Source organism: Streptomyces sp. NPDC055962, assembly GCF_042270185.1.
In the GTDB taxonomy this organism is placed as follows: Bacteria; Actinomycetota; Actinomycetes; order Streptomycetales; family Streptomycetaceae; genus Streptomyces.
Genome location: NZ_JBHJYN010000018.1, coordinates 63850 through 90047, shown reverse-complemented (window position 1 = coordinate 90047; position 26198 = coordinate 63850). Strand labels below are relative to the sequence as shown.

At 72.1% G+C, this 26198-nt stretch carries 21 protein-coding genes and 1 pseudogene; 4 read left to right on the top strand and 18 right to left on the bottom strand.

Features of this window, described 5'->3' with window-relative positions; all coding sequences use genetic code 11:
* Positions 1-159 precede the first annotated feature (159 nt).
* Together ACFC51_RS33420 and ACFC51_RS33415 are read right to left on the bottom strand one after the other, a co-directional pair.
* On the bottom strand, positions 160-945 hold the full coding sequence (locus ACFC51_RS33420; protein ID WP_376380166.1) for a class II aldolase/adducin family protein: 786 nt from the start codon (positions 943-945) through the stop codon (positions 160-162).
* Positions 942-1949 (bottom strand): C-terminal binding protein, encoded by a 1008-nt coding sequence (locus ACFC51_RS33415; RefSeq protein WP_376380169.1) that lies wholly within the window; start codon positions 1947-1949, stop codon positions 942-944. The genes ACFC51_RS33420 and ACFC51_RS33415 overlap by 4 nt, the downstream gene beginning before the upstream one ends.
* 214 nt (positions 1950-2163) lie before the next feature.
* On the opposite strand from ACFC51_RS33415, the gene ACFC51_RS33410 reads away from it, so the two are divergent.
* The 3 genes from ACFC51_RS33410 (at position 2164) to ACFC51_RS33400 (ending at position 6383) form a co-directional block, all read left to right on the top strand.
* Entirely contained in the window at positions 2164-3063 is a 900-nt protein-coding gene (locus tag ACFC51_RS33410) for an Lrp/AsnC family transcriptional regulator (RefSeq protein WP_376380172.1), read from the top strand.
* 198 nt (positions 3064-3261) lie between these two features.
* Positions 3262-4914 (top strand): amidohydrolase, encoded by a 1653-nt coding sequence (locus tag ACFC51_RS33405; protein WP_376380174.1) that lies wholly within the window; start codon positions 3262-3264, stop codon positions 4912-4914.
* Between the two features lie 116 nt (positions 4915-5030).
* Positions 5031-6383, top strand: coding sequence for an MFS transporter (locus tag ACFC51_RS33400; RefSeq protein WP_376532515.1), 1353 nt, complete (start codon positions 5031-5033; stop codon positions 6381-6383).
* Positions 6384-6485: 102 nt separating this feature from the next.
* Here ACFC51_RS33400 and ACFC51_RS33395 read toward each other — a convergent pair whose 3' ends face one another.
* Positions 6486-7112 carry a class I SAM-dependent methyltransferase gene (locus ACFC51_RS33395; RefSeq protein ID WP_376380180.1) on the bottom strand — a complete coding sequence of 209 codons (627 nt, stop codon included), beginning with the start codon at positions 7110-7112 and terminating at the stop codon, positions 6486-6488.
* A gap of 762 nt (positions 7113-7874) precedes the next feature.
* Here ACFC51_RS33395 and ACFC51_RS33390 point away from each other — a divergent pair.
* Positions 7875-8732, top strand: coding sequence for a GH25 family lysozyme (locus ACFC51_RS33390; RefSeq protein WP_376380183.1), 858 nt, complete (start codon positions 7875-7877; stop codon positions 8730-8732).
* A gap of 84 nt (positions 8733-8816) precedes the next feature.
* Here the strand turns inward: ACFC51_RS33390 and ACFC51_RS33385 are convergent, their stop codons facing one another.
* From ACFC51_RS33385 to ACFC51_RS33315, 15 genes and pseudogenes are all read right to left on the bottom strand, one after another.
* Positions 8817-10301 carry an alkaline phosphatase family protein gene (locus ACFC51_RS33385; RefSeq protein WP_376380820.1) on the bottom strand — a complete coding sequence of 495 codons (1485 nt, stop codon included), beginning with the start codon at positions 10299-10301 and terminating at the stop codon, positions 8817-8819.
* Positions 10302-10450: 149 nt separating this feature from the next.
* On the bottom strand, positions 10451-11512 hold the full coding sequence (locus tag ACFC51_RS33380) for a 2-aminoethylphosphonate ABC transporter substrate-binding protein (protein WP_376380823.1): 1062 nt from the start codon (positions 11510-11512) through the stop codon (positions 10451-10453).
* A gap of 50 nt (positions 11513-11562) precedes the next feature.
* Positions 11563-12360 (bottom strand): ABC transporter permease, encoded by a 798-nt coding sequence (locus ACFC51_RS33375; RefSeq protein WP_376380826.1) that lies wholly within the window; start codon positions 12358-12360, stop codon positions 11563-11565.
* Complete coding sequence (locus ACFC51_RS33370; RefSeq protein ID WP_376532513.1) at positions 12347-13291, bottom strand: 2-aminoethylphosphonate ABC transporter permease subunit; 945 nt, start codon at positions 13289-13291, stop codon at positions 12347-12349. Before ACFC51_RS33370 ends, ACFC51_RS33375 begins: the two co-directional genes overlap by 14 nt.
* Entirely contained in the window at positions 13284-14408 is a 1125-nt protein-coding gene (locus ACFC51_RS33365; protein WP_376380829.1) for an ABC transporter ATP-binding protein, read from the bottom strand. Before ACFC51_RS33365 ends, ACFC51_RS33370 begins: the two co-directional genes overlap by 8 nt.
* On the bottom strand, positions 14405-15109 hold the full coding sequence (locus tag ACFC51_RS33360; RefSeq protein WP_376532511.1) for a phosphonatase-like hydrolase: 705 nt from the start codon (positions 15107-15109) through the stop codon (positions 14405-14407). Before ACFC51_RS33360 ends, ACFC51_RS33365 begins: the two co-directional genes overlap by 4 nt.
* 5 nt (positions 15110-15114) lie before the next feature.
* Positions 15115-16239: a TIGR03364 family FAD-dependent oxidoreductase gene (locus ACFC51_RS33355; RefSeq protein ID WP_376532509.1), complete on the bottom strand. Its 1125-nt coding sequence runs from the start codon at positions 16237-16239 to the stop codon at positions 15115-15117.
* A gap of 207 nt (positions 16240-16446) precedes the next feature.
* A complete protein-coding gene (locus tag ACFC51_RS33350) occupies positions 16447-17211 on the bottom strand; it encodes a GntR family transcriptional regulator (RefSeq protein ID WP_376380838.1) in 765 nt (254 codons plus the stop codon).
* Between the two features lie 144 nt (positions 17212-17355).
* Positions 17356-17880 carry an O-acetyl-ADP-ribose deacetylase gene (locus tag ACFC51_RS33345; protein ID WP_376380841.1) on the bottom strand — a complete coding sequence of 175 codons (525 nt, stop codon included), beginning with the start codon at positions 17878-17880 and terminating at the stop codon, positions 17356-17358.
* 316 nt (positions 17881-18196) lie between these two features.
* A pseudogene (locus ACFC51_RS33340) lies at positions 18197-18410 on the bottom strand (transposase); the annotation flags it as partial.
* Between the two features lie 435 nt (positions 18411-18845).
* On the bottom strand, positions 18846-21656 hold the full coding sequence (locus ACFC51_RS33335; protein ID WP_376532507.1) for a hypothetical protein: 2811 nt from the start codon (positions 21654-21656) through the stop codon (positions 18846-18848).
* Entirely contained in the window at positions 21653-22765 is a 1113-nt protein-coding gene (locus ACFC51_RS33330; RefSeq protein ID WP_376367671.1) for an AAA family ATPase, read from the bottom strand. Before ACFC51_RS33330 ends, ACFC51_RS33335 begins: the two co-directional genes overlap by 4 nt.
* Before the next feature lie 51 nt (positions 22766-22816).
* On the bottom strand, positions 22817-24292 hold the full coding sequence (locus ACFC51_RS33325) for a VWA domain-containing protein (protein WP_376532505.1): 1476 nt from the start codon (positions 24290-24292) through the stop codon (positions 22817-22819).
* A complete protein-coding gene (locus ACFC51_RS33320; protein WP_376532503.1) occupies positions 24289-25680 on the bottom strand; it encodes a hypothetical protein in 1392 nt (463 codons plus the stop codon). The genes ACFC51_RS33325 and ACFC51_RS33320 overlap by 4 nt, the downstream gene beginning before the upstream one ends.
* Entirely contained in the window at positions 25680-26183 is a 504-nt protein-coding gene (locus ACFC51_RS33315; protein ID WP_376367665.1) for a hypothetical protein, read from the bottom strand. Before ACFC51_RS33315 ends, ACFC51_RS33320 begins: the two co-directional genes overlap by 1 nt.
* Positions 26184-26198: the final 15 nt, after the last annotated feature.

The window sequence follows — 26198 nt, the reverse complement described above, 5'->3', positions numbered from 1 at the left end:
ATGCGGGTGCTTGACGCGACCAGACTCGTGGCGCCGGTGCGCGGACGCCATCGGCGAAATCGCCAGTACGTGTGGAGCACACCGGACTCCTCGTCGCCCCGGCTCGGCCCGGCGCCGACGGGTCCGTCAGGCCCCGCGGCCGGCGGACCCCCGGCTCCGTCAGTCCTTGTAGTCCGGGGCGATGCGCTCGACGAGACGCAGCAGCGCCGCCCAGGCCAGGTCGTAGGCGATGTCGTCCTGGAAGTCGGCCGTGGCCTCGCCCGCCAGTTGCCGGGCGGTGTACTCGCAGACCTGCTCCGGCGGCAGCACCAGCGGGGTCCCGGCCGCCTGTGCGGTGACCTGGATCTCGCAGGCCTTCTCCAGGTAGAACATGCGCAGGAACGCCTGGGCGGCGCTCTCGCCGACGGTGAGCAGTCCGTGGTTGCGCAGGATGAGTGCCGGGTGGCCGCCCAGGTCGGCGACCAGGCGCTCCTGCTCGTCGAGGTTGAGGGCGACGCCCTCGTAGTCGTGGTAGCCGACGCGGTTGTGGAACTCCATCGACATCTGGTTGACCGGCAGCAGACCGCCCTGCTGCGCGGCGACCGCGCAGCCGGCCCTGGTGTGGGTGTGCAGCACGCAGTGGGCGTCGGTCCGGGCCTTGTGGATCGCGCTGTGGATCACGAAGCCGGCCGGGTTGACGGGGTGCGGGGTCGGCTCGACGGGATTGCCGTCCAGGTCGATCCTGACCAGGTCGGAGGCGGTGATCTCCTCGAACATCAGCCCGTAGGGGTTGATCAGGAAGTGCTGGTCCGGGCCGGGGAGACGCTGAGAGATGTGGGTGAAGATCAGGTCCGTCATGCGGTAGTGCGCGACGAGGCGGTAGACGGCGGCCAGTTCGCGCCGCAGGCGCAGTTCCTCGGCCGCGGCGTCCTCGGCGGTTGCGGGGGTGGTGAGTGTCTCGGTCACGCGGGTGCTCCTTGCCGGAGGGAGGCGGGCTGGGATCCGTCGGCCCGGGCGTCCGGGACGACGACGGGGGTGTGCGGGCGTCCGGTGGTCCACCAGGCGAGGACGTTGCGGGCGGGTTCGAGGATGTAGGCGCGCAGCGACGTGTCGGTCAGGAACGCGCTGTGCGGCGAGAGTTGCAGGCGGGGATGGGTGCGCAGGCGGTCGCCGGGGGCGGGGGGCTCGACCGGGAAGACGTCGAGGGCGGCACCGGCGAGGTGGCCGCTGTCGAGGGCGTCGAGGAGAGCCCCGGGGTCGACGAGGTCGCCGCGGGAGACGTTCACCAGCAGGCTGCCGGGACGCATGCGGGCGAACAGGGCGGCGTCGGCCATGCCGCGCGTGGCCGGGGTGGACGGGGTGTGGAGGGACAGGATGTCGGCCTGTGCGACGAGTTCGTCCAGTCCGAGCCGTTCGACGCCCCCGGGCTGGTCGTCCGTGTGCGGGTCGTGCGCGGCGATCCTGCCGAAGACGGGGGCCGCGAGGCGGGCGAAGGCGCGCGCGATGCGGCCGAAGCCGACGAGGCCGAGGGTCATCTCGCTCGCGCGTCGGGGCACCTCGGCGAAGTCCTCGTTCCAGCCGCCCGACCGGACCACTGCGTCGGCCTGCGGCAGCCGGCGGGTCAGGGAGAGCGCCGAGGCGAGGGCGTGCACGGCGACGTCCTCGGTGGCCGCGTGCGGCAGGTTCGTGACCCAGATCCCCCGGCGGGCGGCCTCGGCGGTGTCGACCATGTCGTGGCCCGCGGACATGGTCGCGACGATCCGCACGCCGGGCAGACGGTCGAGGAGGGCCGCGTCGACCCGGGCGTAGCCGACGATCAGCGCGTCGGCGTCGTGGGCGGCGGCGGCGATCACCCCGGGGTCGCGGCTGCCGGCCACCCGGACCTCGAAACCGCCGTCGGTCAGGAGCCGGACACCGGGTCCGGGATCCAGCTCCTCCGTGTCGGTGATCACGGCGACAGGTCGCGTCACATCAGCCTCCAGAGATGATTCGATCGTCCACTCGGGCAGAAACCTACGTTTCCGCTGCGCACTTTGTCCAGATCGAACGAGTGGACCGCCTCGGAGGGGATCACTCGACACGCACTCCACCGCCGGAGCACCCGGCCGACTGACCGACAATGAGCGGACGCCCGGCCCTGCCACGGAGGGGCGGAGAGAACCGAACCGCGGAGGGGATCAGCACATGGAGCTCGACGAGACGGACCTGTCGATCGTGCGGGAGCTGCAGACGGACGGACGGCTCACGTACGAGACGCTGGCCCGGCGCGTGGGCCTGTCCCGCCCGGCGACCCGGATGCGCGTCCAGCGGTTGCAGGAGTCGGGGGCCGTCCGGGTGGTGGCCATCGTGCACCCGGCGGTGCGCAGCCTGTCCGCCTCCGCGCACCTGTCCATCAGCACCGAGGGCGCCGCGGCCGAGGTGGCGCGGGCCATCGCCGCACTCCCCCAGGCCCCCTTCGTGACGCTGACGAGCGGGCGCTGGGCGATCATGGCGGAGCTGCGGACCGCGGGGTTCGGCGAGCTGGAGCGCACCATCGAACGCATCCGCGCGACTCCGGGCGTCCGCACCGTGGACCCCCTGGTCGCGACGAGGCACGTCAAGGATCCGTACCTGCTGACGGAGGAGCCGACGGTCACGGCCCTGGACGCCGTCGACCAGCGGATCCTCACCGAGCTGGAGGACGACGGGCGGCTGCCCTTCGCCGAGCTCGCCCAGCGCGTGGGGCTGTCCGCGGGGGCGACCCGGTCGCGGACACTCCGGCTCCTCGACGGCGGCGTGGCAAAGGTGGTGGCACTGGTGCGGCCCGACGTCCTGGGGATGGGCTTCCTCTGCGGCTTCAGCCTCCGGGTGGCCGGGGAGGCGTCCGCGGTCGCCGTGCAGGTGGAGCGGCTCACCCGGGTGACGTTCCTGTCGACCTGCCTGGGCCGCGCCGAGCTGGTCGGCACGATCACCGCGGAGTCGGTCGGCGCGGTACGGGCGGCCCTGGAGGAGATGCGCGCGCTGCCCGCGGTGCGCGAGGTCGAGAGCTGGTTCCACCTGGAGCTGGTCAAGGAGCGCTACGACATCGGCCCGCGGCCCGCCTGACCCGGGAGGACCGCCGGAGCACGCGCCCGGCGGCACAGGAAGAGCAGCACTGACGATACGTAACCCGCGAACCGATTTGGCTTTACAAAAATTGACCTCCTCCCCCTCTGGTCAATCAGTCGTTCGTTTCATATCGTTCAGCGAGCCGAAACGTCTGTCGGCACTCTTCTGCACATCCCGCTCGAAAGCAGCCTCCCCATGCCCCGTCACACCGAGACCCCCGAGCGCACCCTGCTCGTCACGGGTGCCGACGTAGCCGCCGCGGGCACCTCCGTCCGCGCCGAAGCCCTGGCCGTGCGGGGCGACCGCATCGTGCACGTCGGCACGGTCGAGGACGCCCGTGCGGCCCTCGGCCGGGTCGACGAGGAGCTCTCCCTGGAGGGCGGCCTCGTCCACCCGGGCTTCGTCGACGCCCACTGCCACCCGGTCATGTACGGGCAGGCGCTGGCCTGGGTCGACCTCCGCCCCGAGCGCGTACCCGACATCGAGACACTCGTCGAGGTGCTGCGCGAGGCCGGACGCGATCTGCCGGCCGGTGTCCCCGTCCGCGGCTTCGGCTACGAACACCGCAGGCTCGCCGAGCAGCGTCACCCCACGTGCCACGACCTGGACCGGGTCGCCGACGACCGCGAGGTCTACGTGATGAACGCCTCCGGTCACGGCGGCGTCGTCAACTCCCACACCCTGCGCACCTGCGGCATCACCGCCGGCACCCCCTCGCCCGAGGGCGGCAGCATCGGCCGGTCCGAGGACGGTGAGCCCGACGGACAACTGTGGGACGCCGCCTGCGACCTGCTCACCGGACCGGCCGGAGTGAAGATCGGCAACCACGGGCCGAACTTCCACCTCTCCGAGCCCGAAGAGATCATGGCCGACCATCTGCTGCGCGCCCAGGAGGTGTTCCTGGCGGCCGGTGTCACCACCATCGGTGACGCCCAGGTCTCGCGGCGCGAGATGGAGACCTACCTGCGCGCCGCCGACGACGGCAGCCTCCGCATGCGGGTGTCGGCGTACCTGACGTCCGCGCTCCTGGACACCGCCCTGGAACTCGGCGCGGTGCGCGGATTCGGCGACGACCGGTTCCGCGTCCAGGGCGTGAAGTTCTACGCCGACGGCACGCTCGGCGGCTGGACCGCCTACTTCCCCGAGGGATACGCGGCCGACTGCTGCCACCACGGTCAGCTCTACCACTCCGTCGAGGAGTACGCCGACATCGTCCGCCGCGCCCACGCCGCCGGTCTGCAGACGGCCACGCACGCCCAGTCCCCGTACGCCATCGGTATGGTGCTCGACGCTGTCGAGAAGGCGCAGGCCGACCGGGAGCGCCCCGGCATGCGGCACCGCATCGAGCACTGCGGCCTGCCCACCGACGAGCAGATCGACCGCATGGCCACGCTCGGCGTCATCCCCGTCATGCAGCCGCAGCACCACCTGCGCACCGGGGACGGCACGCTCACCGCCGTCGGCGAGCTGGGCCACCGCTACAACCCGGCCGGCCGGTGCGCCGACGCGGACGTCCCGGTCGTCTTCTCCTCCGACGCCCCGGTGGCGCCGCCCGCCCCGCTGGAGGCGGTCGCCGCCGCGGCGACCCGGCGCACCGTGCTGGGCACCGTCCTCGGCGACGCGTCCCTGCGGCTGCCCGTCGAGGCCGGGCTGCACGCCCATACGGCGGCCGCCGCACGGGCACTGCACCGGGAGGACTCGGTCGGGGCGCTCGCTCCCGGCATGCTCGCCGACTTCGTCGTCCTGGACGCGGACCCGCTGACCGTGCCCGCCGAGGAGCTCACCGGCATCCGCGTCCGCGAGACATGGGTGGGCGGACGGCGCGCCTGGGCCGCCCCCGGCCGCTGACCCACCGCGCGGCCCGGCGCACCGCCGGATCCGGTTCTGCCGAGCACACCCTCCGGGGTGCCCCCGCCCGGGTGGCACCCCGCCGTCCCCGTCCCTCATTCCTGCCGGAGGTCCCCATGACGGACCGCACCACCCCGAGCACGTCCCCGAGTCCCTACCGGTCGGCCTTCGCCGCCCTGGCCGGCACGTCCATCGAGTGGTACGACTTCTACGCCTTCGCCACGGCCGCCGCGCTCGTGTTCGACGACGTCTTCTTCCCCGCCGACATGCCGACCTCGCTCAGGACCATCGCGTCGTTCGCGACGTTCGCCGTCGGCTTCCTGCTCCGGCCGCTCGGCGGGATCGTCTTCGGCCACATCGGCGACCGGGTGGGCCGCAAGAAGACGCTGGTCATCACCTTGCTGATGATGGGCGTCGCCTCCTTCACCATCGGCCTGCTGCCGACCTACGGCCAGGTCGGGGCGCTCGCCCCGGTCCTGCTGATCACCCTGCGCCTCGTCCAGGGCATCGCGATCGGCGGCGAGTGGGGCGGGGCCGTGCTCATCGCGGTCGAGAACGCGCCGAAGGGCAGGGCGACCTTCTTCGGCTCCTTCGCCCAGCTCGGCTCGTCGGTCGGCGCACTGCTCTCCACCGGTGCCTTCAGCCTGATGAACCTGTTCGGCAGCGAGGCCTTCCACAGCTGGGGCTGGCGTGTGCCCTTCCTGGCCTCGTCCGTCCTGGTGGTCATCGGCCTGGTGGTCCGCACCAAGCTCGAGGACACCCCGGTGATGGAGGACATCCACGCCGAGCAGTCCCGGAAGCCCGGCACCTCCCGGCTCCCCGTCACCGAAGTGCTGCAGAAGGACTGGAAGACGGTCCTGGTGGGGGTGTTCGCCCTGGCCACGGCCACCGGCGGCTACTACGTCGTGACGAGCTACCTGCTGTCCTACGGCACCGACGAGCTGCACCTGTCCGAGTCCATGCTGCTCAACGGCCTCTCCCTGGCGGCGTTCCTGGAACTCGTCGTCACCCCGTTCCTCGCACTGCTGGGTGACCGTGTCGGGGCGCACCGGGTCGTCGTGGCCGGGCTCGCGGGGGTCGTCCTGCTCTCCCTGCCCCAGTTCATGGTGATGGGCACCGGGAGCGTCGTCCTCATCTACCTGACGATGCTGGCGATGCGGCTCGTGATGTCCGCGCTGTACGGTCCGATCGCGGCCATCCTCGCCGACGGTTTCGCGCCGCACGTGCGCTACACCGGCATCTCGCTCTCCTACCAGGTGTGCAACATGGTCTTCGCCGGGTTCGCCCCGGTGACCGCGGTCTGGCTGTCGTCGCTGGCGGGCGGGGCGTACTGGCCGCCGGCGGTGGCCCTGATGGCGGTCTCCGTCATCGGCATCTGGTGCACCCTGCGGCTGCGGACCTACCACCGGCTCCGGGTCGGCGCCGGGACGCCGCCCGCCGAGCGGGTCACGGTGCCCGCCGGCGCCTGACGGGACCCGGCGCCGAGGGCCCGGCCGCCTGCGCATCGCGCGGTGCGGCCGGGCCCTCGGCGTCACCGGCACAGCCCGGTGACGCCTCGGAGCACGCCGGACTCACACGGCGGTGCGGGCGTGCACGCTGACGGCGTAGCCGCCTCCGTCGTGGTACGGGTCGCCGCTCCAGGTGGCGTACCGGTGCCGCAGGGCGAGTCCGGCGCTGTCGCACCAGTCGTCCATCTCCGCCAGGGTCACCGTCGGTTCCGGCAGCGGCAGGTGCGCCGCGTCCAGTCCCATGCCCGTGACGAGCAGGCCGCCGGGGCGCAGCGCGGCGGCGAGCTGCCCGACGACACCGGGCTCCGTTCCCGGGGCGAGCAGGGGGATGACGTTTCCGGCGGCGAGCACCAGGTCGTACCCCGGCTCCAGGGCGAGGGCGTCCAGGCGGGCCAGGTCGCCGAGAAGCCATTCCTGCGCGGGGGCCTCGCGGCGGGCGACGTCGAGCATGGAGGAGTCGATGTCCACGCCGGTGCAGTGATGGCCCAGCTCGGCGAGGCGGATCGCGATCCGGCCGGTGCCACAGCCCGCGTCGAGCACCCGGGCGGCGGGCTGCAGCAGTGCGGCGCAGAAGGCGGCCTCACCGTGGATGTCGTGACCCGATTCGGCGAGCCGCGCGAAGCGCCGGGCGTACTCCTCGCCCGCCTGCCCGCCGGTCAGTTCCGCCCAACGGTCCTGGTGCCCAGTCATGTACAGCGCGCCTTCCGGTCAGCCTCGCCGCACAGGACGAGGACGGTGTCTTCACACTCCCGCGGACCGGCCGGTCCCAGGCGCCACGGTGGACGGCGCGCGGTCGGCGGCGCCGCGGGGCCCGTCCACCTTCCCACTGCCCGGAGGCGGTGCGCGCACGGAGGGCACCGTGAGCGCAGCCGCCCGGCCCGCGTCGCCGGCCGACGGAGGCGGGCCGTCGGCGGGGACACGGGGCGTGCGCACCGCCGGCCCCTCCTCCGGCCCTGAGCCCTGATGCCCCGTCGGCGGGTGAGGAGCCATCCGGCCCGGTCGCCCTCGAAGCGCGCCTCCCGCCCCGGCCGGCGCGGGAGGCGGGGCGAGGCGTTTTCAGCGCGTGAATTCTTCTCCTGTCGCGGTGCCATCGCTCCAGCTCGGCGGCTCCCTCTATGGTCTAGACCATAGAGGTCACCTGAAAACCCTTTACTTCACAAGCCCGTTCATGGGTCACTCATGACGCGTCCACATCAATCACACCTGACCGTGACGCAGCTGGGCCAGCCTGTACCCCCGTGGCCCGGGACCCCCACCCGCCGCCCTGCACGCCCCGCACGTCCTGCACACCCAGCGGCCGAAACGGCCAGAACGACCACGACCGCTCACCGGCTACGCGGGTAGACCCGCGGACCGACGGCACCCCCGCACCTGTCTTCCGCACTTCCCGACGCGCCTGGAGGCACCGTGTTCTTCCGAATCCGCACCCCCCGCTCCGTCCGCCGGACCGTCATGGCGGCTGCCGCGCTCGCCGTGAGCGCCGTGATCGCCCCGGCGGTGACGGCGGGCTCTGCCGCCGCACAGCCGGCGCCGGAGTCGTCATCGTCGTCGGGCAGCACGATCCCCCTCGGCGCCGGCTACATGGGCATCGGCTACACCGAGGACGGCTCGGCCTTCGCCCCGGACACGAGACAGCTCCGGCTGGAGGCCGACGGCGCCGCCGCACCGCTGGCAACACAGCTGCCGGGCATCGACGTCTCCCACTACCAGGGGACGATCAACTGGGCGTCGGTCAAGGCCGCGGGCATCAAGTTCGCCTACATCAAGGCAACCGAGTCGACCACGTACACGGATCCGCAGTTCAGCGCCAACTACGGGAACGCCCACGCCCGGAGCGTGATCCGGGGCGCCTACCACTTCGCCCGCCCCAACCTCTCCGGCGGCGCGGCCCAGGCCAACTACTTCGTCGCCCACGGCGGGGCCTGGTCCAGGGACAACCTGACGCTCCCCGGGATGCTGGACCTCGAAGGCGGCTGCTACAGCAAGTCGACGTCGGAGATGAGGACGTGGATCCTCGACTTCTACAACGCGTACAAGGCGAAGACGGGCCGCGACGTCGTCATCTACACCAGCCCGAGCTGGTGGAACACCTGCACGGGCAGCTGGACCGGCATGTCCGCCAGGAGCCCTCTGTTCGTGGCCCACTGGACGACCGCGGCCGGCCCGTCGATCCCGGCGGGCTTCCCGTACTGGACCTTCTGGCAGTACAGCTCGACCGGTTCGGTGAGCGGTATCAGCGGCGCGGTGGACCGCGACCGTTTCAGCGGCACCGAGGCCCGGCTCCTGGCCCTGGCCAACAACACTGCCTGACGGTCCAGGGCTCCGTCCGGCCCGCAGGGAGCGGGCCGGACGGAGCCGCACCGAGGACGGCGGGGCCCCGAAGCGCCCGCGCGGTCAGGCGGCCGCGAGGGACACGGCGTCGACGGTCCAGAACCAGTTGTTGCCGCCGGTGTAGCGGAACCGGATCTGCGCGGTGGTGGCACCGGCGGGCACCTGGAGGGTGATGCTCTCGGCCCTCGACGCGACATCGGCGGTGTAGGTCCTCACCACCACGGGAGTTCCGCCGTCGTACGAGACGAGGACCTGGCCCTTCTGCGGGGCCTCCTGACGGTAGTACGTGGTGTACCGCAGGACGGCGGGTGACCCACCGTCGACTTTCCAGGCAGGGCTGACGAGCGTGGAGTCGAAGGTGCCGCTGTAGCTCCTGTCGACCCATTCGTCCCCGTCGGCGACCGCGAAGACGTTACGGGCCCGGATGTTGTTCTCACGGCCCTGGCCCCGCTCGGACGCGGTCCAGAACTCGTCGGTGGTGAAGGCCCAGCCGCGCCATTCGGTGACCCCGCCCGCCCCCATCGCGGTGTTGTCGACGGACCAGCCCGCGGGCGGGGTGTGCGTGAAGCCGACGACGGACGCCCCGGTGCCGGTCTCGTCGACGCGGGTGCCGAGCTGCGGGCGCAGGGCGTCGAAGGCATCCGGGAGGGGCTGCTGGAGGGGCCGTCCGTCGAGGCCCCAGGAAGGGTCGACGGGGACGCCGAGGTGGGTGAGGGCGGAGACGGCGACATCGGGCATCTTGATGTCGTGGCGGGTGGAGCCCGGGGTGATGCCTCCTCCGGCGGCGATGAGGAAGGTCTGCCGTTCCGCCGCGCTCGCACCACCGTGACCGCCCGCGTCGGTGTGGCCGTGGTCGGCGGTGATCATGATCAGCCAGTCCTCCGAGGCGTAGGAGGGCCTGGCCCTGACGGCCGCGACGATCAGGCCGACCTGCGCGTCGGCGTCGTGGACCGCGGTGAGGTACTGGCTGCTGGCCGCGCCGTGGCTGTGGCCGGCGTGGTCGATGTTGTCCAGATGGACGAAGACGGCGTCCCGGCTGCCGTCGCGCAGTTCGGCCACCGCCCGGCCTGTGGTGCCGGTGTCGTACTCGGCGGACGGCGTGGAGACCCTGGTGTCGACCTTCGAGGAGAAGATCGTGGTGGTGACGGGCGCCCAGGAGGCGACCGCGTAGGTCGAGAGCGAGGGCTTCGCGGTCTCGATCCGGGTGAGGAAGTCGGGGTACCGGGCGAAGGCGTGCCCGGTGAAGGCGTTGTCCTTCACCAGATGCTTGTCGGGCCACACGCCGGTGATGACCGTCGACCACCCCGGGCCGGAGAGCGTGGGGGCCAGGGGGTCGGCGTAGAGCGGACTGAGCGAGGTCAGACCGCCCGCCATGAGGGCGTCGAGGTTCGGTGCGTCGGCGTCCTTGATACGGCCGAGCATCGCGCCGTCGAGTCCGATGACCAGGACCTTGGGTGTACGGGCGGCCGCGTACGCGGCGGTGGCCGCGGAGAGCGGAGCGGCGACGGTGACGAAGGCCGCGGCGGCCAGGAGTGAACGGCGGGACATACCTGCGGACACTGAGTGCCTCCATGATGACTGCTGAATACCTCAACTCTCCTTCTATGTTGGGGAGTTGAGGTTGGGTCCAGACCCGTTATCTTTCCGCTACGCGGCACCGGCCGTCCAGGACGCCCCGGTGAACCGTCCGGCAACGGTCAGCTCCCGGTGGCCGACTTCCATGCGTCCACGTAGCTGTCCAGGTTGGTCCCGATGTCCGACCAGTCGGGCTCGAAGATCTCCACGCCCTTCATCAGCGCGGCCAGTTCGGTGGCGTTGGCGTCGGTGGCCTTCACGTCCTTGCGGGCTGCGAAGCCGCCTCCGACCGCGCTGACGTCCTGCTGGGCCTGCTCGGAGAGCATGAAGTCCAGGAGCTTCCTGCCGTTCTCCGAGTGGGGCGCCCGGTCGACCAGGCCTGCCGCATACGGGAGGGCGAAGGTGGTGGGCGCGCCGCCCTTCTTCGCGGGGAACCAGATGCCGAGGTTGGGCATGTCCTTGGACTGGGCGAAGTTCATCTGGACGTCGCCGTTGGCGACGAGGAGTTCACCCTTGTCCACCTTGGGTGCGAGCTTGCCGGTGGACGCGGACGGCCCGACGTTGTTGGCCTGGAGCTTCTCGAGGTACTCCATCGCCGGCTCCTTGCCGCCGAAGTCGTGCATCGCCTTGATGAGCACGGCGGTCCCGTCGCCCGCCACACCCGGGGTGGAGTACTGGACCTTCTCCTTGTACGAGCCGTCGAGCAGGTCCTCCCAGGTCTTCGGCGCGGTGGCCGGCTCCTTCGTGTTGCGGACGAACCCGAAGTAGTTGTTCACGACCGGGGTCCAGGTGGAGTCGGGCGCCTTGTCCGCGGCGTCGACCTGGTCGGACCCGGCCGGCTCGTAGGCGCTCAGCAGCTTCTCGGAGTCGGCCTGCTGGATGAAGGGCGGGAGGGTGACGAGGACGTCCGCCTGGGTGTTGGACCTCTCGCGCAGCGCGCGCTGCACCACCTCCCCCGAGCCCCCCTCGACGTACTCGACCTTGATGCCGGTCTTCTTCTCGAAGTCCTTGAAGACCTTGTCGTACCAGCCGTCACCGTTCTCGCCCTTGAGGCCGTCGGCACTGTAGACGGTGACGACCTTCTCGTCGGAGGCGGCCGAGGAGCCGCCGCAGGCGGAGAGGGCGGCGGCGAGGGCGAGGCAGCCGGTCACGGCGGCCAGGGGCCTGAGGGCGTTCGTACGCATGGGTGTCGTATCTCCAGAAGAGTAGTTCGGTTACGGGGGATGCCGGCGGATCAGCGGTAGGAGGCCCTGGTCCGGATGCGGGAGACGCCCAGCAGGACGAGGAGCGTCGTCGTCATGAGGACCACGGCGACCGCCGCACCGGTGAAGAGCGAGCCGCGGTCGGTGGCGGCGAAGATCCGCACCGGGAGCGGGGTCCAGTCGGGCGGGTAGAGCATCATCGTGGCGCTCAGCTCACCCATGGACAGGGCGAAGCAGAGTCCGGCCGCCGCGGTGAGCGACGGCAGCAGCAGCGGGAGCCTGATCCGCCACAGCACGTAGGCCGGGCGGGCACCGAGTCCGGCCGCCGCCTGTTCGTACACCGGGTCGAGACGCACGAGGGCGGCCGAAACCGACTGGTAGGCAAACGCGGTGACGAGAACGGTGTGCGCGAGGATCACGATCCACCGCGTCCCGTTGAGCAGGACGGGCGGCCGGCTGAAGGCGACCAGCACCGACAGGCCGACGACGACGGACGGAACGGCGACCGGGAGCACGAAGAGCGCGTCCAGGAACCGCTTCCCGCGGCTGCGCAGGGAGGCGGCGGCGAGGGCCGCCCAGGTCCCGAGCGTGAGAGCGATCAGGCTCGCCGCCAGCGCGGTCGTCAGACTGGTCCCCAGGGCCTGGAGGGAGTCGGCATCCGTGGCCGCGGTGTAGTGCACTCCGGTGGGACCGGAGGGGAACGCACCGGACCAGTTCGTGGCGAACGACGCGGCGACGACGACGGCCAGGGGCACCGCGAACAGCGGGACGAAGAGCACGAGGAAGAGGGCGCACGCGGCCCACCTCCCGGCACGGCTATGCACCAGCACGACGGCTCACCCCCCGGTAGACGCCGTAGAGGCCGACGGAGATCACGACGTTGACCACGGCGACGACGCAGGCCGCCGGGTAGTCCGACTCCAGGATGGCCTTGCTGTAGACGAGCATCGGCAGAGTCGTGACGCCCTTCGCTCCGGTGAACAGCACGATCCCGAATTCGTTCAGGCACATCACCAGGACCAGGCTGCCGCCCGCCGCGAGCGCCGGGAGCGCCTCGGGCAGGATCAGCCGGCGCACGATGCGGGCCGGACGTGCGCCGAGCGAGGACGCCGCCTCCAGCTGCGCGGTGTCGATCTGTGAGAAGGCGGCGAGCAGGGGGCGCATCACGAACGGGGTGAAGTAGGTGATCTCGGCGAGCAGGACGCCCCAGGGCGTGGTGAGGAAGTGGAAGGGCCCGTCGGACGCTCCGGTGGCCCCCGTCCAGATGCCGTTGGCCATGCCGGCCGTGCCGTAGACGAACAGCAGGGCGAGCGTGATCAGGAAGGACGGGAAGGAGAGGAAGACGTCGATGAACCTGGCCACCGCCTTCGCCCCGGGGAACGGCACGAAGGCGATGACCAGGGCCAGTACGAAGCCGAGGACGAGGCAGCCCGCGGTGGAACCCAGGGCGAGCCAGACGGTCGTGGCGAGCGCCGACCGGAAGGACTCGGAGGCGAAGACCTCGGAGTAGGGGGCGAGGGAGGCGCCGCCCTCGTCGGGGGTGAACGACTGCTGGACGACGAGGGCCAGCGGGTAGACGAAGGCGAGGGCCATGACGACGACGGGCGGCAGGACCCGGAGGGAGACGGACAGGCGCCGGCCGAACGCGGCACCGTCCTGGACCGGTGGTGTCCCGGCGGGCACGGGGGCGCCGGTGTCCTGGGGTGAGGACGGTCCCGTCGGCACGTCGGACCTGTGGCGGATCGCGGAGGCGCTAGGCATCGGAGCCTCCGGAGGCCCGTGCCGGTCCGGCTGCGGCGGGGACGGCCGGAGCCCCTCCTGTCCCCGCGGGCAGCAGGAACGCGTCCTCCGCGGCGAAGTGCAGGGTGACCTCGTCCCCGATGGCCGGCGCCTCCCGCAGTTCCCGCACGTCCGCCTTCACACGGTGGCCGCCGATGTCGACGTACAGCCGGTGGGTGGAGCCTCGCCACTGGACCTCGGTGAGCGTGCCGGTGAGGGCGTTGGGACCGGAGCCGAGGCCGACCAGGTGGGGCCGCACACAGAGGGTCGCCGCCGCTCCGGCCACGGCGTCGCCGGCGGCGACGGTGAGGGGCCGGCCGGCGAAGTCGGCGCTGCCGGGCAGGGGCCCGGCCGTGACCGGCAGCAGGTTGGCGTTGCCGACGAAGGAAGCGGTGAACTCGGTGCGCGGGCGCCGGTAGAGCTCCTGCGGGGTGCCGCAGTCCTGGAGCCGTGCACGGTCCATGACGGCGATCCGGTCGGCCAGGGTGAGCGCCTCGACCTGGTCGTGCGTGACGTAGAGGATGGAGACGTCCGGCAGTTCGCGGTGCAGACGCGCGAGTTCGGCGAGCATCCCGGACCGGAGCCGGGCGTCCAGCGCGGAGAGCGGCTCGTCGAGCAGCAGCACCGAGGGGCGGATGGCGAGCGCGCGGGCGATGGCGACGCGCTGCTGCTGGCCTCCGGAGAGCTCCCGGGGGTGGCGGTCGGCGTAGGCCGCCATGCCGACGAGTTCGAGGGCCTCGGCGACCCGGTCCGCGATCTCGGCCCTGGCGGCCTTGCGGGCCCGCAGCCCGAAGGCGACGTTCTCCCGGACCCGCATGTGCGGGAAGAGCGCGTACTGCTGGACGACCATGCCGATGCCCCGGCGGTGCGGGGGCAGCGCGGTCACCTCGCGGTCGCCGAGGAACACACGCCCGGCGGCGGGCCGTACGAACCCGGCGACGGCGCGCAGGGCGGTGGTCTTCCCGGAGCCCGAGGGGCCCAGGAGAGCCATGACCTCACCGGGTTCGACGGTGAGGTCGAGCCGGTCCAGGACGACGTTGCCGTCGTAGGCGACCGTGACCCCGTCGAAGCGGATACCGGAGGTCTTGGGGCCGCTCATGCTTCGGCCCGGGCGACGAGGTCCGGCAGTTCCGCCACCGAGCCGAGGACGTGCGTGGCGCCGTTGCGGGCCAGCTGGTCCTTGTCGTGGGCGCCGGTGAGGACGCCCGCGACGATCCCGGCCCCGGACCGTACGCCGCTGAGCATGTCGTACGAGGTGTCCCCCGCCACGGCGATCCGCCGCACGTCGTCCACCGCGCCGGTGCGCAGGAAGGCCGCGAGGACCATGTCCGGGTAGGGGCGGCCACGGCCGCCCGCGTCGGCGGGGCAGAGCGTCAGCGGGACGAGGTCCTGCCATCCCAGGGCACGCAGGATCGCGTCCTGGGTGGTCCGGGCGAACCCGGTGGTCAGCACGACCGTACGGCCCTCGGCGGTGAGGCGCTCCACGGCCTCACGCGCTCCGGGCAGCGCGGCGATGCGGCCTCCGTCGACGAGCGCTCCGTACGCCTCCTCGAAGGCCCCGTTGGCACGCCGGGCCTTCTCCTCGTCGCCGAACAGGTGCCGGAAGACGGATATCTTCGACTCGCCCATGGTGGCGCGTACGTAGGCGAGCTGGGCCGCGTGCTCGGCCGATCCGGGGCGTACGCCGAGGTGTTCGGCAGCGGCGGAGAACGCCTCCTCCACGAGCCCGCCGTCGGCGACCGTCGTGCCGGCCATGTCCAGGACGACGAGGTCCAGCCTGTCGTTGTGCGTCGATGTCACGGGTGTCACCAGCCCAGTTCGTCTGCGGTCGATTCGGCGATGGCGGGCGAGCAGGTCATCCCGCGCCCGCCGGGCCCGGTGACCAGCCAGACGCCCTCGCGCACCTGCTGGCGGTGGACGACGCGGCTGGTGTCGGTGCACTGGGCGTAGACCCCGGCCCACCTGCGGCGTACGCGCGGCAGGGGACGGCCGAGGAAGGACTCGACGACACCGGTGAGGTGCTCGTACGGCTCCTCGACGGTGTCGAAGGCGAAGGGGTGCTCGTACTCGTGGGTGTCGCCGATGGTGAGTCCGCCGTCGCGGCGCTGCACCATGAGCAGCTGCATCCGGTGGGCGGCGGCGGTCGGCGCCTGCGGCTGTCCGGAGTCGAAGGCGTCGAGTGCGCCTCCGGCGTAGGCAGGGTAGTAGCGGAAGCTGTCGGGGTCGGCCACCGAGGTGGTGAGCGGCTCGCCGAGCGGGTCCGTCTGCATCATCTGCAGACGGACGCGGCGTACCGGCAGGCCGGGGCCGGCCAGCTCGCGGACGAGGCCGCCCAGCCAGGCGCCCGTGGCGAGGACGACCGTGTCACCGGTGTGGACGTCGCCGTGGTCGTCGCGCACGGAGGCGGTGCCCGTCACCTCGCGGACCTCCCGCCCGCCGAGGTAGGTGTACTTCCCCGACGCCAGCAGCGCCCGCTTCAGGGCGAGCTGGGCGGTACGCGGCTCGACGGCCGCATCCCGCTCGCACCACAGGGCCGCCTCGAAGGCGCCTCGCAGGGCGGGGTTCACGGCCCGTGCCTCATCTGCGGTGAGCAGCTTGTAGCCGCGGGCCGCCGCGTCGGGCCTCGCCACGGCCGCCTCCGCCACGGCGAGTTCCAGCCCGGTGCGGAGCGGGGTGAGCGATCCGCAGGGCCGGAATCCGAGGTCCGGCACCAGCTCACCGATGGACGCCCACAGCTCCCGGGCCCGCAGTGCGGTCTCCAGCTCCTCGCCGGCCGCCCGGCCGCTCACCCAGATCTGTCCGAAATTGCGGAGGGATGCCCCGCGCGCCTCGCTCTCCCGCTCGATCTGTACGACCTCGTGGCCGCGCTTCACTGCATGCCAGGCGTGCATGGTTCCCACCACGCCGGCTCCTACGACGATGACTCTCACGACGGCAACGCTCCTCGCGGCGGATGGCGCGCACGGGACCGTACGGCGACGGAACGGTGAACTGGACGTCAAGCTTGGACTAGACCCGTTATCTTGTCGTGATGAAACGGGGGCGTCCACCCCGTCACCCCGCCGGACCGGGGCGTCAGTCCTGGCGTCCCGGCCGGACGAGGACGTCGGTCCGGGCGTCCCGGCCGGAACAGGACGTCAGTCCTGGCGTCCCAGCCGGGCCGTGAAGGAGAACCGGTCGCCACGGAAGAGGGTCCGCACTCGCTCCAGCGAACGCCCCCGCGAATCGCGCGAGGAGCGGTGCAGCAGGAGCATCGGAAGCGCGGGCGGCGTCCCGATCAGCAGCGCCTCGCGCGGGGTCGCGAGCACGGTCTCGATGCGTTCGTCGGCGTCACCGAAGGAGACGCCGAGCCGCTCGCTCAGGTAGGTGTAGAAGGAGGAATCGGGGTCGAACTCCACATCGAGGCGCGGGACACGGGCGACGGTGACGTACGTGCTCTCCAGGCCGACCCGCTCCTCGTCGGCGAGCAGGACGCGCTCCATGTGCCACACGGGCTCGCCACGCGGCACCTCGATCTCGGCGGCCAGGGCGCCGGGGCAGGGGAACTGTTCGAGCCCGATGAGATGACGGCCGGGCGTGCGGCCCTGGCGGCGGACACCCTCGGTGTAGCTGGCCAGCGAGAGAGGCTGTTCGAGCTTCGGGCCGGCCACCACGGTGCCGCGCCCCTGCCGGCGCAGCCGGCCCTCCAGCAGCAGTTCGCGCAGGGCCTGCCGCACGGTTTCGCGCGAGACCTCGTAGCGCAGCGCCAGGTCCCGCTCGGTGGGCAGCAGTCCGCCCTCGCCCAACTCGTCCAGGAGGACCGACACCTGCGCCTTGACGGCGTAGTACTTCGGGATGCGGCCGTGCTCCGGGATGCCGGAGCGGATCGGTGCGCCAGGTGCCTGGTCGTTCGGATAGTCCACGGCCCGATGGTGTCAGACGGAGGTGAACGGGCCGCCCCGGTGGGGCGCGGACGGACGGTGGGCGCCCGACCGTGTTCCGCGCGGACGGACAGCGGACGCCCGACCGTGTGCCGCTCGCACGATGCCGCCCGCGGTGGATCCGTCTCAGTCGGTCAGCGCCTCTTCGAAGCGTGCGTACGCCTCCTCGCCGAAGAGCACGAAGCGCACCTCGGCCACCGGGGGAAGGGCCGCTTCCCGCACCGTGCGGACGGCGATCCGGGCCCCGTCGTCCAGCGGCCAGCCGTAGACGCCCGTCGAGATCGCTGGGAAGGCGACCGTGCGGGCGCCCAGTTCCGAGGCGAGCCGCAGGGACTCCCGGTAGCAGGAAGCCAGCAGCGCGGAACGGTCCTCGTCGCGCGACCAGACCGGTCCCACCGTGTGGATGACGTGCTCCGCGTGCAGCCGTCCGGCCGTCGTCGCCACCGCCTGCCCGGTGGCGAGTCCCTTGCCGTGGTGCGAGGCCCGCAGGGCGCGGCAGGCGGCGAGGATCTCGGGCCCGCCCCGCCGATGGATCGCGCCGTCCACCCCGCCGCCTCCGAGGAGGGAGGAGTTGGCGGCGTTGACCAGGGCGTCGGCGCGCTGTTCGGTGATGTCTCCGCGTACGAGGACGATGTGGGGCCGTGTCGTCATGCGGTCATCCTGCCGCAACCCTCCCGGGGCGCTCCCGACAGGACACGGCCGCCGCCCGCCGGTACCGGACCACGAGCTGTCCCCGCCGGCCATGGTCAGGGCGCTCGACCCGGCCCTGGGGTCACGCGTCACCCTCCGGCCGGTGTCGAGGACCCGGCCGCCTACGGAACCGCGTCGCCGGAACGGCCGGACCGGGACCCGGCCGGACGGCTGTCCGGCTCCGCGTCCGGGCCGTCGGCCGTACGGACGCGGCCCCGCACGGTGTCGTGGATCCGCTCGACGGTGCCGTTCTCGTGCCACCAGGTGAAGTACCAGTACACGGTGGGCCAGGGCGGGAAGGACTTGGGCAGCCGGCGCCATGCGCACCCCGTCCGCGCCACGTAGAGAAGCGCGTTCACGATACGTCGGCGCGGGTGCTTCTCCCGCCGCCCGCCCTTCGGGCCGCCCCTCGCCGCCGGCAGCAACGGCTCGACCAGGACCCACTGCTCATCCGTCAGATCCGACGGGTATCCACTCCCGGTGCCACTCACGCAGGGGTCAACGACCTCTGCGATCGCGGGACACGACGGACGGCGGACGCGGACTCGGCGGCACCTGGAACAGGCCGGGTGCGGGAAGGGCCGACGCGCCGTCAGGTGTGCGGCTGAAGGCTCGTCAGTTAGCCGATCTCGGAGATGTCCTGAGCGAGCTCCGCCGGACCGGCCTCGGGGTCCAGCACCGGGACGCTCTCCCGGCGCAGGGCCCGCAGGGCGTGCCACCTCCCTCACGGTGCCCAGACCCACAGGCAGGCAGGCTCACAGGCACTTCGTGGTGGTGGCCCTCGGCGAAGCGCTGTCAGGCTTCAGGCCGCCGGTCGCCGTGGCGTACGGGCTCCCACCCGACGCCTCTGACATCCACCGGCTTCGACCTTCGACCGGGGAAGCGGCGGCAGGTGCCCTCAGGGCCCGCCGCCGCTTCCCCGGTCGTCAGACTCCCGTCAGCAGCGCCTCCAGCGCCGCCGCCGTCTCCGGGTGACGGCCGACGAGCACCGCACCCGAGGGCTCCTGGGCCTCCGCAGCCCAGGTGCCTTCGCACCCCAGCAGCTCGGCCAGGCTGTCGCACGTCTCCGGGTGGGCGGCGAGCAGCGCGGCACGGCCGGCCGCGGCGCCCCCGGTCGCCGCCGGAGCGGCGGCCGCCGTCTCCGGGGCGGCCTCCCACGGCGGGACCCAGGCGTCCAGAGCCGCGAGGCGCCCGGGGAAGACGCGGCCGGCCTCGCGTACGAGCAGCGGGGTGAGGTCGGCGCCCTCCGCCCGCAGAGTGGTGATCAGGGTGGGCAGCCAGGGCAGCAGCACCGGGTCGGGCAGCCGTGCGAACGCCTTCGACACCGCTTCGACGACGAAGCCGGCCAGCTGCGGCACGGGTTCCAGGGCGTGCAGGAAACCGCTGAGGTAGCGCGGATAGGCCGGCACCACCAGGGGGTTGTCCAGCAGTGCGTCGCACCGCTCCCGCAACTCGGCGCGGGAGAGCTGCCCGAGCTGCACCTGGGCCGCCCAGAGCAGCGCCGTCCTGGACGGCTCCCGCGGGTGCGACTGCGCGAAGGCGAGGTCCAGCTGGGTCCGGTCGCAGCCGAGCGAGAGCGCCAGGCTCTCCATGCTGAAGAGGAAGCCCAGCATCGCGGCGACCTGGCGGACGGTCGCGTCCTCGTCGGTGAACGCTGTCGGCAGGAGCGTGCAGTAGTGCGCGTATCCCGTCTTGGCGAAGGACTCGATCCACGACGGCAGCACCGGCCGGGTGATCCGGTAGTACGCCAGGAGCCGGCGCACCCTGCGCAGCACCTCCGGGGCACCGTCGACACTGCGCTCGGTGGCCAGCACCTCCAGGGCGCGCGTGCCCAGCTCGTCCGCGAGACGGCCGCTGCGCAGGTGCAGCACGGCGTCCTCGACCGCGGCCAGGACCTGCGCCGTGGTGGCGTCCGGGGCGTACGCGGCGCGGCGCAGGCGCTGCTCCAGCACCTGCTCGATGCTGACGCCCTCGTAACCGAGTTCGATCAGCGCTCGCTGGTGGGTGCCGAGGGCGAGGTCCCAGGACTCCTGGACCGACTGCTTGCCCAGCTCCCGTTCGCCCATGATCGGCCGTGCGGCGCCGTGCGGCATGAGGTGACGCAGCATCCAGAGGACGTCGGAGCACTGCCGCAGTTCCGGCTGGGACGTCATGTCCAGCAGGGCCCGTTGCACACCGCGCTGCTGGAGCTTGAGGTTCAGCGGGGCGAGGCGGTCGTGCACGTCGCGGGCGAGGGGCGGCAGCGCGTCGTAGCCGACCTGGCCGATCCGGTCGCCACCCATGAGGATCTCGACGAGACGGCGTACGTCCCGCCTGCCCGGCACGGTCTCCTTCTCGATGCAGGTGACCGCCGCGTCCTGGAAGTCGTACGGGGTCGGCCTGGCCCGGTCGCGCATGCCGGCCAGCAGGATCGATGTCTCGAACACGGCGATGGCGTCGGCGGTGGAGGCGAGATAGCCGTTCCTGCGGGCGGAGCGCACGATCTCCACCGACCAGCCGAGGAGCTCCGCCTCGTCCAGCCGGTCGAGGGCGGGCGGGCTCTTCAGGAAGCCGGACAGCTTGTCGGAGGGAGCCTCCGGCGCCACGGGGACGGCTGCGGCAGCCGTCCTGCGAGGCTTCGCCGCCTTCCTGGTGCCTGCCTGACCCGTGAGACGGAACGGCTGCACCCGGGTGCGCTTGAGGTTCTTCGCCCATTGGGTGGCTGCGATCGACACGGACCCGGCGGCGAGGCCGAACTGCGCCTCGATCGCCGTGTGGCTCGACGGGATCAGGCCGTGCTGCCAGGTGCTCCCGCTCGGCGGGCTGATCTCGAAGGTGTCGCTGCCGTGCACGCCGAACTCCTCGACACGGCTGGACGCGTGGAACGCGCCGCAGACGTAGAGGCAGTCCTCGGGGTCGGTGCCCGTCGCGGCCAGGTGCTCGCGCATCCGGGTCCACATGTGGCGCTCCCGGTCCTCGTCCACCCGTACGCGGTCGGTGTCCCCGGGCGCCAGACGGCGGAAGAGGCTGCCGATCAGGAGCATGACCTGACGGTAGGTGTCGTGGTCGCTGTCGCCGAGCGGCAGCTCGACGTACTGGTGCCACCACTCCGACCAGTGCCGCACGCGGCCGTGGTGCAGGAGGTGCTCCTCCAGCTCGGCGAACCGGGGACGGAGGTCACCGATCTCCACCCCCACCGCGTCGCCGTGCAGCGCCGCCTCATCCTCCGCGGGCGGTGCGTCCGGGGCGTCCGCGCCGGCGGGCTCGGACGCCCCGGCCTGCCACTGGAACACGTGGTCCGAGGACCGGTCGACGAGGACCAGTTCGACACCCGGGGTGTCCAGCGCGTAGGCGATGGCCTGGTACTCGGCCGACGCCTCCGTGATCGGGGCGATCACCGAGAGCGGTGCCCACTCCGCGGGGAAGCCCCTGACCTCGCTCGCGAACGCCTGGACGGCCACCGGCAGCCGGCAGTTCCTCAGCTCCGGCAGGAGCGGCGCCATGTCCTCGCACAGCTCCAGGTACACGACCTTCGGCTGCTTCTCCCGCAGCCGCCGTGCCATCGCGACCGCCGAGGCGGGCGAGTGGTGACAGACGGGGAAGATCTCCAGCGGCTCGCGCACGGCGCGGTCCACGTCGTCGACGATGCCCAGGAGAATGCCCTGGAGTGCGTCCGGACCGTCGGCGAACTCTGTCGCGGCCGCCTGCAGTTGTCCTCGGAGCGCCTCGAAGGGCGTCCCTTCGCCGGGGGCGCTCACGACAGGGTGGCGATCGCGTCGCGGCCGCCCTCCAGGAACTCCGGCCAGGAGCCGCCCTGTTCCTTGCTGCGGGGTTCGACGATGCCGTGCAGGTACTTGTTGAGGATGGCCAGGTCCTCGGGTTCGCGCCGGGCCAGCGAGCCGACGAGTGAGGAGGCGAGGGTGCGGGCGGTCAGTTCGCGTTCGCCGAAGAAGTTGCTGTGCAGGATCGCGTCCTCCAGTACGCCGATCTGCTCGGCGCTCGACAGCGCGGACTCCAGCTTCTCGTCGTCGCTGCCCGCCGCGGCGGAGGAGGCACGCAGGTCGGCGAAGCTCTGCAGCAGCACGTCGAGCAGGGTCGGCGGCACGTCCAGCTCGATCCGGTGGCGGCGCAGCAGCTCCTCGGTGCGGAAGCGGACGATCTCCGCCTCGCTCTTCTTGTTCGTCACCACCGGGATGCGGACGAAGTTGAAGCGGCGCTTGAGCGCGGACGACAGGTCGTTGACGCCGCGGTCGCGGCTGTTGGCCGTGGCGATGACGGAGAACCCCGGCTTGGCGAAGACGATGTTGTCGCTGTCCATCTCGGGGACGGAGATGTACTTCTCCGACAGGATCGAGATCAGCGCGTCCTGGACGTCGCTGGTGGAGCGGGTGAGCTCCTCGAAGCGGCCGATCGCCCCGGTCTCCATCGCGGTCATGATCGGTGAGGGGATCATCGACTCCCGCGACTGCCCCTTGGAGATCACCATGGACACGTTCCAGGAGTACTTGATGTGGTCCTCGGTGGTGCCGGCCGTGCCCTGCACCACGAGGGTGGAGTTGCGGGAGATGGCCGCCGAGAGCAGCTCGGCCAGCCAGCTCTTGCCCGTGCCCGGATCGCCGATGAGCAGCAGCCCGCGGTCGGACGCCAGGGTGACGATGGACCGCTCGACGAAGCTGCGGTCGCCGTACCACTTCTGGGAGATCTCGCGGTCGAGGCCGTCGGAGCGCTCGGATCCCAGGATGAACAGGCGGACCATCTTGGGCGAGAGCCGCCAGGAGAAGGGCTTGGGGCCGTCGTCGACCGACTCCAGCCAGTCCAGCTCATCGGCGTACTTGATCTCGGCGGGCGCGCGCAACAGGTCGGACATGTGTGTGCCTTTCTAAGATTTCGGGTTCGGCTGCACCGGGCCGCGAAGGCCTCAGGTGAGGAAGGTCTTGAGCTCGTGGACGAGCTTGCGTATGTGGCCGGAGAGCACCGGCGTCCCCTGGTCCTTGAAGCGTTCCCGGAACCACGGGTTCACGCTGGCGCGGCCGGAACTGGTCACCGATCCGACGGGGATGAACTTGGCTCCGGAGCGGTGGATGGCGGCCATGCTCTCGAACAGCGGCTCGGTCTGCCATTCGTAGAAGTCGGAGATCCAGACCACGACGGTGTTGCGGGGTTCGGCGATCTTGGGCTGGGCGAGCGCCATGGCGACGGTGCCGTCGGTGCCGCCGCCGAGGTTGGTCCTCAGCAGGGTCTCGAACGGGTCGTGCACCCATGGGGTGAGGTCGAGCGCCTGGGTGTCGTACGCGATGAGGTGGACGTCCACCTTGGGCAGGCCCGCGAAGATCGAGGCCAGGATGGTGCAGTTGACCATCGAGTCCACCATCGAGCCGGACTGGTCGACGACCACGATCAGCCTCTGCGGTGTCGTCCTGCGCGCCGTGTGGCGGTAGAAGAGGCGGTCGACGTAGAGCCGTTCCTCCTCGGGGCTCCAGTTGGTGAGGTTCTTCCAGATCGTGCGGTCCAGGTCCAGGTTGCGGAACACCCTCTTGGGCGGCACCGAACGGTCCAGGGCGCCGACGGTCGACTTCTCCACCTGGGTGCGGAGCACCTCGGCGACCTCGTCGACGAAGCGCCGGATCAGTGCTTTGGCGTTGGCCAGGGCGACACCGGACAGGTTGTCCTTGTCGCGCAGCAGTTGTTCGATCAGGGACATGCTCGGCGTCAGCTGCTGGGCGAGGTGGGGGTCGGCGAGGACTTCGCGCAACCGCATGCGCTTGACGAGTCCTGCCTCGATGGAGCCGAGTTCCGGACCGATCTCGGGGATCAGACGGCTCAGGTCAGGCGTCCTGCCGCCGCCGCCCGTGCCGGTCGGAGCGGCGGCCCTGCCTCCGGATCGCCCGCCGCGCAGCTCGCCCGGCTTGCAGCCGAGCGCACGCTCCAGCCAGCCCGCGTCGGACTGCCACCGGGACAGCCGGCCCGCGGAGACGGCGCCGGGCGGCGAGTGGAAGACGTTGAGCAGCACCTTCGACACGAGCGCGGCACGCCGCACCTCGGCGGCCCGGTCACGGCTGTCGCCGTCCACCTCCGGGTCGCCGACCGTGTCAGTGGTGGTGCCGGTGTCCGTGTCGCCGTCGGAGTCGTCTTCCGTCTCCGCCGTCGGCACCATGAGGTCCTCGAACTCGGAGGCGAGCCCGGGGTGGCGCTGCACCACCGAGTCGACGGAGGCGCGCGGGTCCAGCAGTGCGGCCGGCAGGCCGATGTCCTTGACCACGGCGAGGCTCGCCGACTCCAGGGCCGCGTGCTCCTCGGGGTCGAAGAGCTGGGCGAGCAGGCGCCAGTACATGACCTGGCGGCGGTTGTCGTGCGCGCTGTCCCCGGTCACCCCGGGGTCCGGCTGTCCGGTCATTTCCGCAGCAGCCTTCCCGCACGCTCGCTCAGCACCTTCGCGGCGTCGGTGGCGGCTTTCTCGGCCCTCACCCCTGCCTTGTCGGCCGTCCCCCCGGCCCACGCGCCCGCGTGCACCGAGGTGACCTTCTTCCGCACCGTGGTCTCGACGGCCAGCGGCTGTACGGCGAACTCCCCCGCGTCCCAGCGGATCAGGGCCACACAGGCGCCGGACCCGGCCACCGTCCCGGGAGTGAGCGGCCCGGCGGCCGGTATGCGGTCGGTGTCGACGCGCAGGTCGACCCCGGCGACGGTGAAGGTCAGCACGCCGTCGTCGTCCGTGCGGGCGGTGTAGCCCTCGAGGAAGACGGGTACGGCGATGCGCGCCGGGTGCCGGTCCAGGGGCGCCGTCGCCGGGGCGGTCGCGGTGGGCAGGGCCACACGGGCCGTGGCGAAGACCTCGGCGGGCTCTCCGGGGCGGGCGTGCTCGTCGCTCCAGACGAGGTCGCCCTCGGCGGTGACGGGCATACCGGTCAGGTCCATCGAACGGCCCTCGCCCGCGGCCGCGAGGAGCGACATGTGCGGGCGCATCAGCTGCCAGATCCCGGCTCCGACGACGGTGTCGGGTTTCGGCACCGACACGCTGGCGCGCACGAGGCGGGACGGTGATCCGTCCGCGGGCTCGAACACCGCGTGCACCTGTGCCTGTGCGGCGGTCGCGTGCTCCTGTACGTCGATGCCGAGGGGGAGCAGCCGTCCGTCGGCGGTCCCGGTGACCGGCGTCGCGGCGGCGCCGGGCACCGTCAGCAGCATCCCCCGCGACCAGAGGTCGGCCCAGCGGCGCACCGGGAGGCGCTCCATGGACGAGCCGGGGCAGGACGCGGCGAGTTCCGCGGCGAAGCCGTCGAGGAGGGAGGCGAGCCGGCGCAGGGACGGGTCGGGCAGCATCGCGGTGACGACCTCCGCCGCCCCGGACACCACCTCGTGGTCGATCCCCTGCCACCCGCAGCGCGCCAGGTCGGAGAGCCAGGCACGGGCCGCCGCCAGCAGGTTGGCCTCCGGCCGGACCCCTGCCTCCGACGCGGCCGCCCGGCCGCGCGTCCGGCCCGCGGCCTCCTCGACACGGTCCAGCAGGGCGTCGTGGACGGAGCCGAGCAGCGCGGTGCGCGCGGCGGCCAGGGCCACGAAGTGGTCCTCGCCCGCCGCTCCGGCGGCGGCCTTCGCCGTCGCCTCGGCGACCCTGGCGGCCAGCGGTGTACCGGTCACGGCGTCGGCGAGCAGCGTCGGGCCGGCGGTCCCGGACGGCTGGGGACGGAGCAGGCCGGCGACGAGGGCCAGGTCGAAGGCGTCGACGGCCGCGAGTGCTTCGTCCAGCCCGTCGACGGGCCCGGTGAGGAGATCGGCGCGCATCACGCCACCGCCCTGGTCGGCGGGAAGAAGTGCATCTCGGGCAACGGCACGGTGACCGGGGTGTGTTCGAGATAGGCCAGGTGGCGCAGGAACCTGCTGAACACGGAGGCGGCGGCCTTGGTCGCGTCCGCCTGGGGGCGGGTGCTCCGCATCGCGGAGGCGAGCACCGCTCCGTCCGCGTCCCCTTCCGGGACCTCGATCTTCAGGTAGCGGACGACTCGCCCGGCGCCGTACTGGAGGACCGCCTCGTTGACGAGGGCTCCGATGTGGTTGCAGAACGAGCCGCGCGCACCGCCGCAGGGCCGGTTGTTGTTGGTGCTGCAGGCGAACGCGTACGTCCCGGCCGCGACGGACGAGACGTAGACCCGCCCGATGTCCGAGCCGCTGGACACCACGCCCTGCAGGCGTCCGTCGGCCAGCTCGACGAACGGAACCTTGGCGAGCTTGCGCGGCCTCGCGGGTGGTGTCACCCGGGCCGTGCTCGACCTCTCCCAATCCGACAACGCGCCATCTCCAAT

Excerpts from the sequence above, each read along its gene's own strand:
- ACFC51_RS33410 (WP_376380172.1), top strand. The coding sequence starts at position 2,164 with ATGGAGCTCGACGAGACGGACCTGTCGATCGTGCGGGAGCTGCAGACG.
- ACFC51_RS33405 (WP_376380174.1), top strand. The coding sequence starts at position 3,262 with ATGCCCCGTCACACCGAGACCCCCGAGCGCACCCTGCTCGTCACGGGT.
- ACFC51_RS33400 (WP_376532515.1), top strand. The coding sequence starts at position 5,031 with ATGACGGACCGCACCACCCCGAGCACGTCCCCGAGTCCCTACCGGTCG.
- ACFC51_RS33395 (WP_376380180.1), bottom strand. The coding sequence starts at position 7,112 with ATGACTGGGCACCAGGACCGTTGGGCGGAACTGACCGGCGGGCAGGCG.
- ACFC51_RS33390 (WP_376380183.1), top strand. The coding sequence starts at position 7,875 with ATGGCGGCTGCCGCGCTCGCCGTGAGCGCCGTGATCGCCCCGGCGGTG.
- ACFC51_RS33385 (WP_376380820.1), bottom strand. The coding sequence starts at position 10,301 with ATGTCCCGCCGTTCACTCCTGGCCGCCGCGGCCTTCGTCACCGTCGCC.
- ACFC51_RS33380 (WP_376380823.1), bottom strand. The coding sequence starts at position 11,512 with ATGCGTACGAACGCCCTCAGGCCCCTGGCCGCCGTGACCGGCTGCCTC.
- ACFC51_RS33370 (WP_376532513.1), bottom strand. The coding sequence starts at position 13,291 with ATGCCTAGCGCCTCCGCGATCCGCCACAGGTCCGACGTGCCGACGGGA.
- ACFC51_RS33365 (WP_376380829.1), bottom strand. The coding sequence starts at position 14,408 with ATGAGCGGCCCCAAGACCTCCGGTATCCGCTTCGACGGGGTCACGGTC.
- ACFC51_RS33345 (WP_376380841.1), bottom strand. The coding sequence starts at position 17,880 with ATGACGACACGGCCCCACATCGTCCTCGTACGCGGAGACATCACCGAA.
- ACFC51_RS33330 (WP_376367671.1), bottom strand. The coding sequence starts at position 22,765 with ATGTCCGACCTGTTGCGCGCGCCCGCCGAGATCAAGTACGCCGATGAG.
- ACFC51_RS33325 (WP_376532505.1), bottom strand. The coding sequence starts at position 24,292 with ATGACCGGACAGCCGGACCCCGGGGTGACCGGGGACAGCGCGCACGAC.
- ACFC51_RS33320 (WP_376532503.1), bottom strand. The coding sequence starts at position 25,680 with ATGCGCGCCGATCTCCTCACCGGGCCCGTCGACGGGCTGGACGAAGCA.